The organism is Alkalispirochaeta alkalica DSM 8900 (assembly GCF_000373545.1).
GTDB lineage: Bacteria > Spirochaetota > Spirochaetia > DSM-27196 > Alkalispirochaetaceae > Alkalispirochaeta > Alkalispirochaeta alkalica.
In genome coordinates this window covers 68786-76731 of the sequence record NZ_KB891760.1, presented here as the reverse complement: position 1 = coordinate 76731, position 7946 = coordinate 68786, and the positions used below count along the sequence as shown (strand labels likewise).

Genomic DNA, 7946 nt, shown 5'->3' with positions numbered 1-7946 from the left:
CCCGCAGAAGAACCTCCCGAACCGGAGACGGCCCCCCTTCCTCCCGAAGAAGAGGCCCCGCCGGAGCCCGCGGCCGATCAGGTAGTTCCCGAGGAGCCTTCCCGGCCACAGCCAGACCCTCCCCAAGAAGGGCCCCCCGAGCCTGCACTACCACCGCAATCGCCACCACAGCAGCCTCCCCGGCCCGAAGAGAAGCCCCCCGAGCCTGCAGCACCACCACAATCGCCACCGCAACAGCCATCCCGGCCCGAGCCCCGTCCCGTGCCGCAGGAGCAAAATGAGGGAGACCCCCTCTCCCGGCCCGACCCCTCCTTGCGAAAACGGCTCCAGGATATGATCAAAAAACTGAGGGACCAGCTTGGACCCGAAGAGCCCCGCCCCGACGATGGCTCCGATGAGGACCCCCTGGCAAAATCGGCCCGGCTCTTTCGCTACCTCATCGACCTGACCCAGGATCTGCCCCCGGACCGGGACCAGGAGTTTCGCCGGAGCGACGAACGACTCAAGCTGATCGGCGTGGCCTCCCGGTTAAACGGGCGCCCCACTCTGCGGGAGCGGCTCGAGCGCTTCCGCCGTGATCCTCCCCGGGAGGCCCGGTCGGGAGACACCCCGCCCCAGGAGGACCTGCCCGGCACCTTCGAGCACATCGCCCGTCTGAGCAGCGCCCTTCCCGACACCAGCATCGGGGAAGAACTGGGCAAGCGGGCCCAGGCCATGAGTGAACGACTGCGGCAGATACGGGAGAATCGCTGAGACCCCTCGCACGATCTCCCGCTTCTGTCTATAATGCCACCCATGGTTTCCGATGCAACGCTCAAGAATCTTCACCCCCTGGAGGTGAAGACCCTTCTTTTCTACGAGGACGGCGCTACTTTTGACGCCCCTCGCATGCAGGTGGATCTCGGTCTGGTCCTCGGACAGTGTAATCAGGCTCTGAGTTGGCTCGAGGCCAAGGGTTTTCTCCGCGAAAGCCAGCGCCGGACCGATATCTTCTACGAGCGGACCGATCTTGGGACCGAATACGCCGAAAAAGGCACCCCCGTGGAGCGAATGGTGCGGGTCCTGGCCGAACAGGGCCCCCTAACGCTGCCCGACCTGGCTGCCGCCGCAGGAGTAGAGAACCGCGATGCCGGTTCGTCCTACGGACAGTTGTCCAAAGCGGGGATTCTTGCCATGGACGGGGAAAAACGGGTCCGCCTGGAGGACCCCGCAGCAGAGCCGGACCGGGCAATCCGGCAGCTTCTGGATCGTGCGGCTCAGGCGCCGCTGGAGCACAGTCAGCTGTCGGCCGATGAACAGAAAGAGATCGCCCGGCACGCCCGCAAGCGGGGAGCCGCCACGGCCATGTTCAAGATTATCGAACGTGAGTCGGTGTCGTACGAGCTCTCCGAAACCGGAACGGGGGTTCGCACGGCGCTTCGGGAGCGGGGTATCACGGGAGAGGAGATCGGCCAGGTCACGCCGGAGATGCTCCGCGATGGTTCCTGGCAGGGCAAGACCTTCCGGGAATACGGGGTGGATGCTCCCACCAGCAGACTCCTGCCCGGACGGCGAAACCCCTATGCGGAATACCTGGATTCGGTGAAGGACAAACTCGTCTCCCTGGGGTTCAGCGAGTTCGACGGCCCCGTGGTGGAGACCGAGTTCTGGAACTCCGACGCCCTCTTCATGCCCCAGTTCCACAGCGCCCGGGACATTCACGACGTATATTACGTCAAGACTCCCCGTCACGCCCGGGAGATCGAGGAACCCTACCTCTCGCGGGTTGCCGAGATTCATGAAAAAGGTGGAGACACGGGAAGTCGCGGCTGGGGCTATCACTTCGACCGGGACTTCACCCGTCGCCTGATTCTTCGCAGCCAGGGAACGGTGATGTCGGCCAAATCCCTGCGCGACGCCGAGATACCGGGGAAATACTTTGGAATCCTCCGATGCTTCCGCTACGACCAGGTGGACGCAACGCACCTCTCGGACTTTTACCAGACCGAGGGAATTGTCCTGGGTGAAGATGTAAACCTGCGGAATCTTCTGGGGCTTCTGAAAATGTTCGCCGAGGAGCTGGCCGGAGCCACCGAGGTCCGCTACGTGCCGGGCTATTTCCCCTTCACCGAGCCCTCCGTGGAGGTCCATATCAAGCACCCCCGTCTGGGGTGGTTCGAACTGGGGGGCGCCGGAATCTTTCGTCCCGAGGTTACAAAACCCATGGGGGTCGAGGTGCCGGTTCTCGCCTGGGGCCTGGGAATAGACCGGATGGCCTTGATGCACCTGGGTCTGAATGATCTGCGGGAGCTCTTCAGCTCCGATATCGAAAACGTTCGGCTTCGCCGCCGCCAGGGTTGAGCCGGGAGCCAGAGGGACACAAGTTATGCCGAAAATCGAAGTATACCGGGATGCCCTGATCGAGCTGATCGGGTCGGGGCCCCTCACAGACGAGCAGCTGGAGAATATCTTCCCCTGCGCCAAGGCCGAGCTGGACGAAGCCGCCGACGAGACGGGAATCATGAAGGTCGAACTGAACGACACCAATCGGCCCGATCTCTGGTCCACGGCAGGGCTCGCGCGGCAGCTGCGGATATACCAGGGCGGGGAACACCCTTCCTACCCCTTCTTCTCCGATGCCACAACGACGAAAGAGAGCGCCGGCCGGAAAATAGTGGTGGATCCCTCGGTCCGGGAGATTCGCCCCTGGGTTGTGGGCTTCGTCATGACCGGAGCCCCCGTGAACGAGGCTGTTCTGAAAGATCTGATTCAGACCCAGGAAAAACTCACCTGGAACTACGGGCGCAAGCGAAAATCCATCGCCATGGGGCTCTACCGCTCCGACCTGATCACCTATCCCGTGCACTATCGGGGAGCTGATCCCGGGGAGACCCGTTTTGTGCCGCTCCAGATGGAACAGGAACTCTCTCTTCGGGAGATTCTCCGGGACCACCCCAAGGGGCAGGAGTACGCCCACATCGTGGAAGATCTCCCCCTTTTCCCGCTTCTGGAAGATGACACGGGCGAGATCCTGAGTTTTCCTCCCGTCATCAACAGCGCCCATCTGGGAGCGGTTCAGGAGGGCGACAGCAGCCTCTTTGTGGAACTCACCGGAACCGATCTGGACTCGCTCCTTCACGCAGCGTCGATCGTGGCCTGCGACGCCGCTGACCTGGGCTACACCGTGGAGCCCGTGGAGGTAGAATACCCCTGGGAGACCCCCTGGGGACGCTCCTTCACCGTTCCCTATTACTTCCAGGCTCCCCAGCGCGCCGGGATCGCCCAGATCACCGCCCTCCTGGGGGTCGACTTTCAGGACGATGAGATCCTTCGGGCGCTGGAGCGCATGGGTATCGAGGCTGCGGCCGCCGATGGAACCGTCGAAATCCGCGTACCCCCCTACCGGAACGACTTCCTTCACCCCGTCGATGTGGTGGAGGATGTGATGATCGGCTGCGGCATGGATTATTTCGCACCCCAGATGCCCCGGGACTTTACCATGGGTCGCCTGACGCCCCTGGAAGAGTACAGCCGACGGCTCAAGACGCTGCTCGTGGGGCTGGGATTCCAGGAGATGGTCTTCAACTACCTGGGTTCGGGGAAGGATTACATCGAGAAACTCTACCCCCGCGACGAATGGGATCAGGCCTACGCCCGAACGGTCCAGGTCGACAACCCCATGAGCGAGAACTACGCCTTTGTGCGTCCCTCGGTGATCGCCTCGCTGCTCCAGGCTGAGAGCGTGAGCGCCAACGCGGTCTACCCCCATAACGTGTTCGAGGTGGGCAAGGTAGCGGAGCAGTACGAACCGGATCCCACGGGAACGCGGACACTGACGAACCTGGGTTTTCTCACAGCTGACCGGGGTGCGGGCTTCAACCTGGTAAATTCCCGCGTCTCGGCTATACTCTATTACATGGGCCACGGCTATTCCCTGCGGGAGTGTCGTGACTCCCGGTTTATTCCGGGCCGGGCAGCGGAGATCCTGTTGCAGGGGACGGATCGGGCCGTGGGTGTTTTTGGGGAACTTCATCCCCGGGTGCTCGACGCCTGGGGAATCCAGATGCCCTGCACAGCGGGGGAGATCAACCTGGAGGGGTTGCTGGATCATGGCGGTAAAAACGGAGGCTCTGTCTAGACCGCATCTTCTTTTACCCTACCCGGGGCCGGACCCGGATCCGGAGGTGCTGGATATCTTCCTGTACCTCCGGCCCGAATCAAACGGTGTGCTCGTGGAGAGTACCATCCTCTCGGTAATCCAGCGCTGCCGGGAATACCGCCAGGCCCTGAAGTTCATCTACCTGGCCAACTTTCCCGGCAGTTACATCGTGAACAACGCCATCGTGGAGCGCCATTACTCGCTCCGCCTCTTCTTTGCCGTTCACGGGGGGCGTTTTTTTACCCCCGATATGCGGCGGCAGTTCAGGGATTTCTACGGTGAAGAATTCCCCGAAGACCGGGTGCTCGGTGCCTTTGCAGTGCTCCGGCGGTACCGCTGGTCACCGGAACGGCTCTTCTCGCTCTGGGTAAAGAACAGCGCCGTTGTCCACATCGCCGGCCAGGTGATCAAGCGCCACGGTGACCATTACATCGTGAACTACGATATGCCCGCCCTGCTCCACAAAAACAACGCCTCCACGGATATCGCCGTCATGGCCTTTCGGACGCGTCTGGGCTATTCTCATTTCTTCGGGATCGCCCACCAGATGAAGCAGGCCCTGATCGAGCGGGGCGTTCTGCGGAAAACCTCGCCCATCGCCCGAACGGTCCATATCTCGCGGAGCCCCTTCGAACAACTGGCCGATACCCGGGATTACCTCCTGACCAGCGACGGCTCTCCCGCAACGCTGGAGGACTCCTCCTTTGCCCGCTTCCTTCTTGACCGGGGGGTCTCGATCGCGGAACTGCAGGGACTCCTGGAACATCCCGTGTGCACCTTCAACTTCGGGAGGGGGCTCCCCACAGATCATCACCTTTTTGATCTGAGCGAGGGCTTCTCCTACGACGACGCCCGCCGGCTCCTGGATCGCCTTCACGCCCAGGTGCTGGTTCCCGGCTACCTGCGCTAGGGGATCGCCCCGGGGATTTCTCTTTCACCGGGGCAGGTCGACGTGGTACCATGGAGCGGTGAAGGATCAAACAGTTCAGGATCTTCTTTTGAGGGTACATCCCTTCCGCTTCCTGCGGGGCCACCAGAGGGATGGGCTGGCTCGGGATTTCCGCGTGCACCAGGCCACCGAGGGTGAGGCTATCTTCCTGCGGGGCGANGAGGACGACCGGGTCTTTCTGATCGCCCGGGGCGAGGTCGAGATCGTCGATCCCCGGCGGGGCGACGACCAGCTCGTTACGGTGGTGAAGGCCTTTCACTATTTTGGGGAGTGGGAGGCGATTTTTCGCGAACCCCGGCTCTTTGGCGCCCGTGCCCGGGGTGAGGCTCTGCTCGTCTGGATTTCCGGGGAGCGGTTCCGGCAGCTTCTGCGGGAGTCTCCCGCCTGTTCCCAGGGATTTGGAACGATCCTGCGGGATAATCAGGGCATCTTCTCGGGGTTTGACCGCTTCACCGCCCGGCTCCTCAAGGAGGCCGACGAGGGCTACATCAACATCGAGGGACTCCTTCCGCTCTACCGCTCGCTGCACCCGGCGATCCACCCCGGCGTGACCGACCATCATCGTCTGGACACGGAGGCCTTTCAGTACGCCCTGCGGCGCCTTCCCGGTAACGTGACGCGAACGCTGGCCTTTCTTCTGGTTGACGAGTTTCCCCACGCCTTCGATGAACCGGAGCGGCTCTTTCCGGTTATCACTACGGCGGCACGCCGGCGCGACGTCTGGGAGATGATGCCCGGCAAAAACATGGTGCTTCTCCGCAACGGTCGTTCCGACCTGATCGACCTGGTGAGCTGCCTCTGTCTTTACGCCGTGGAGGCGCAGAAAATCCGCGAGCGCCTGGCCCGTGATCAGGCCGCGCCCCGGCTCCAGCGGTTTCTCTCTTCCCGGGAGCCTTCCCCGGAGGAGGAAATTCTCAGGACCATGCCCTTCAGCACCCGCGAGATGGCGGGGCTCAAGAAGATATGGCCCGAGGGTACGGCAGAACGGCTCTACGAGATTCTCCGGCACCGGGAGATGATCGGCATCGACGTGCGGCGGCAGCGGCGGAACTACAACATGCGCCGCGGGGAGTACTGGATCAGCCAGGTCGCCCGGGTAGCGGGGGAGCTTATCGGCTGCGATCCGACAGACCTTCCGCCCGAACGGGGCGTTCACATCGTGAGTAGCAATACCCACTCCGTAACAAATTGCCTGAATCCCTGGTTTCCCGAGCACCAAAGCGCTATCCTTCAGTGGGGGGAGCAGGAACAACACGCCGCAACGCAAGGCTCCTGGAGCCATCGGGCGGACCAGGTCTACGCCCTGGCGCGGGATTACTTTGCCCGCTTTCCCCGGGAAGCGGAGGTGGCGCGGCAGCGGGCCTTCCAGGGGGGGCAGCACTGGCTGGACCAGACGGCCAGTACAGGAATCCAGGTTCAGGTGATCGACCTGGAGCGCCTCCGGGGGGAATCCTGTGATGAGGACCTCCTCCCCGTCCCGAAGGGGTGCCGTGATCTGGTGGTGAACATCGATTATGCCTTCGGACACCAGGCGGAGTACGTGATCAGAAATCTGCTCACCCTCTTCGGGACGAACGTCCGGAGTATCAGTTTTCTGGGGAAGGCCGGGGCACTTACGGGGGAACGGGGAGATATCCTCTGCCCGTCGGCCTTTATCGAGCAGCAGACCGATCAGTTTCAGCCGCTACCGGCGAAGCAGAAGGAGCTTGGAGCCCTGCTGGCCCAGGCTTTTTCCGTTCACAGCGGCCCCATGCTGACCGTGGAGGGAACCCTGCTCCAGAACCGGCAGATGCTCTCCTTCTACCGGGAAATCTGGGATGTGGTGGGGATGGAAATGGAAGGAACCCATTATTTTCGGGAAATCCTGGAGTCCCGCGAGCTGGGGGTTATCCCCCGCGATGTGAGGTGCTCCTTTCTCTACTATGTCTCCGATGTGCCCCTGCGGGCCCACGGCGGGCTCACGGCACCCCTGGCACCCCACGAGGGAGTCCCCCCCCTCTACGCCATCACCAGGGCGATTCTGAACAGTATTCTCGAGGGAGGTTCCCCATGACAGCTTCGGTTCCGCGGCGGCTGGTTTTCACGAACCGCAAGGGTGGCTGCGGAAAGACCACCACCAGTGTGAACATCGCCGCAGCCCTGGCTCACATGGGGCATCGGGTGCTGGTGGTGGATACGGACCCCCAGGCCCACGCCACCATGTCTCTGGGAATCGCCCAGGCCGGACTCAAGGCCGATCTGAGCACCCTCGTGGAGGGTCGCACCTCCTTTGAGGAGGCCCTCCGGCCCACCTACATTCCCCGCCTGGCCGTTATCCCCTCTTCCCGGCGTCTTGCCGATTTCGAGCGACGCCACTCCAACCTCCGGGAGGCCCGGTTCTGGATGCGGGATCGCCTGAGTCCGGCCATGGATTCCTTCGATTTCACCATCTTTGATACCCCCCCCACAACGCAGTTGCTGACGCTGGGTGCCCTGGTGGCAGGGCGGGAGGCGTACATCCCCATGCAGGCCCAGTTTCTGGCCATGGAAGGCATGATAGAGATCATCGAGCTTGCCGAGCAGGTTCAGAAGCACTATAACCCCGACCTTGAGGTGCGGGGGATCATCCCCACCTTTGTTGACCCCTCGGTGATGGGGGGAGGATCCCTCCTGGAGGACCTCCGTGATCGGCTGGGTCGGGATCTGGTGCTGAAACCCGTGCACCTGAACAGGGAGCTGGCCGAAGCGCCCGGAGCAGGGCAGACCATCTTCCAGCACAGCCTGCGCAGTTCCGGAGCGATCGACTACTACCGGGTGGCCCTGCAGATCCGGGATCGTGCTCCCGGTGATCAGCCTCGGGACCCCGCGTAGCCCTGTTCC

At 62.7% G+C, this 7946-nt stretch carries 7 protein-coding genes; 6 read left to right on the top strand and 1 reads right to left on the bottom strand.

Annotated features, from left to right (window positions below; all coding sequences use genetic code 11):
• The coding region (locus tag B071_RS19925; RefSeq protein ID WP_040588640.1) for a hypothetical protein at window positions 1–241 on the bottom strand (241 nt) is incomplete at its 3' end.
• 92 nt (window positions 242–333) lie between these two features.
• Between B071_RS19925 and B071_RS0113985 the strand changes: the two genes are divergently transcribed.
• From B071_RS0113985 to B071_RS0113960, 6 genes are all read left to right on the top strand, one after another.
• Window positions 334–753, top strand: coding sequence for a hypothetical protein (locus B071_RS0113985; RefSeq protein WP_157703261.1), 420 nt, complete (start codon window positions 334–336; stop codon window positions 751–753).
• Between the two features lie 42 nt (window positions 754–795).
• Window positions 796–2340: a phenylalanine--tRNA ligase subunit alpha gene (gene pheS / locus B071_RS0113980; RefSeq protein ID WP_018527693.1), complete on the top strand. Its 1545-nt coding sequence runs from the start codon at window positions 796–798 to the stop codon at window positions 2338–2340.
• 25 nt (window positions 2341–2365) lie between these two features.
• On the top strand, window positions 2366–4117 hold the full coding sequence (pheT, locus tag B071_RS0113975) for a phenylalanine--tRNA ligase subunit beta (RefSeq protein WP_018527692.1): 1752 nt from the start codon (window positions 2366–2368) through the stop codon (window positions 4115–4117).
• Window positions 4118–4163: 46 nt separating this feature from the next.
• Window positions 4164–5048 carry a hypothetical protein gene (locus B071_RS17870; RefSeq protein WP_018527691.1) on the top strand — a complete coding sequence of 295 codons (885 nt, stop codon included), beginning with the start codon at window positions 4164–4166 and terminating at the stop codon, window positions 5046–5048.
• 58 nt (window positions 5049–5106) lie between these two features.
• Window positions 5107–7140: a cyclic nucleotide-binding domain-containing protein gene (locus B071_RS0113965; RefSeq protein WP_018527690.1), complete on the top strand. Its 2034-nt coding sequence runs from the start codon at window positions 5107–5109 to the stop codon at window positions 7138–7140.
• The gene (locus B071_RS0113960; RefSeq protein ID WP_018527689.1) at window positions 7137–7937 is read left to right on the top strand and encodes a ParA family protein; all 801 of its coding nucleotides are present in this window, start codon (window positions 7137–7139) and stop codon (window positions 7935–7937) included. Before B071_RS0113965 ends, B071_RS0113960 begins: the two co-directional genes overlap by 4 nt.
• The last annotated feature ends 9 nt before the right edge of the window (window positions 7938–7946 follow it).

What these genes read in the sequence shown, in the direction of transcription:
- pheS (WP_018527693.1), top strand. Translation starts at nt 796, where the DNA reads ATGGTTTCCGATGCAACGCTCAAGAATCTTCACCCCCTGGAGGTGAAG.
- B071_RS0113960 (WP_018527689.1), top strand. Translation starts at nt 7,137, where the DNA reads ATGACAGCTTCGGTTCCGCGGCGGCTGGTTTTCACGAACCGCAAGGGT.
- B071_RS0113985 (WP_157703261.1), top strand. Translation starts at nt 334, where the DNA reads ATGATCAAAAAACTGAGGGACCAGCTTGGACCCGAAGAGCCCCGCCCC.
- pheT (WP_018527692.1), top strand. Translation starts at nt 2,366, where the DNA reads ATGCCGAAAATCGAAGTATACCGGGATGCCCTGATCGAGCTGATCGGG.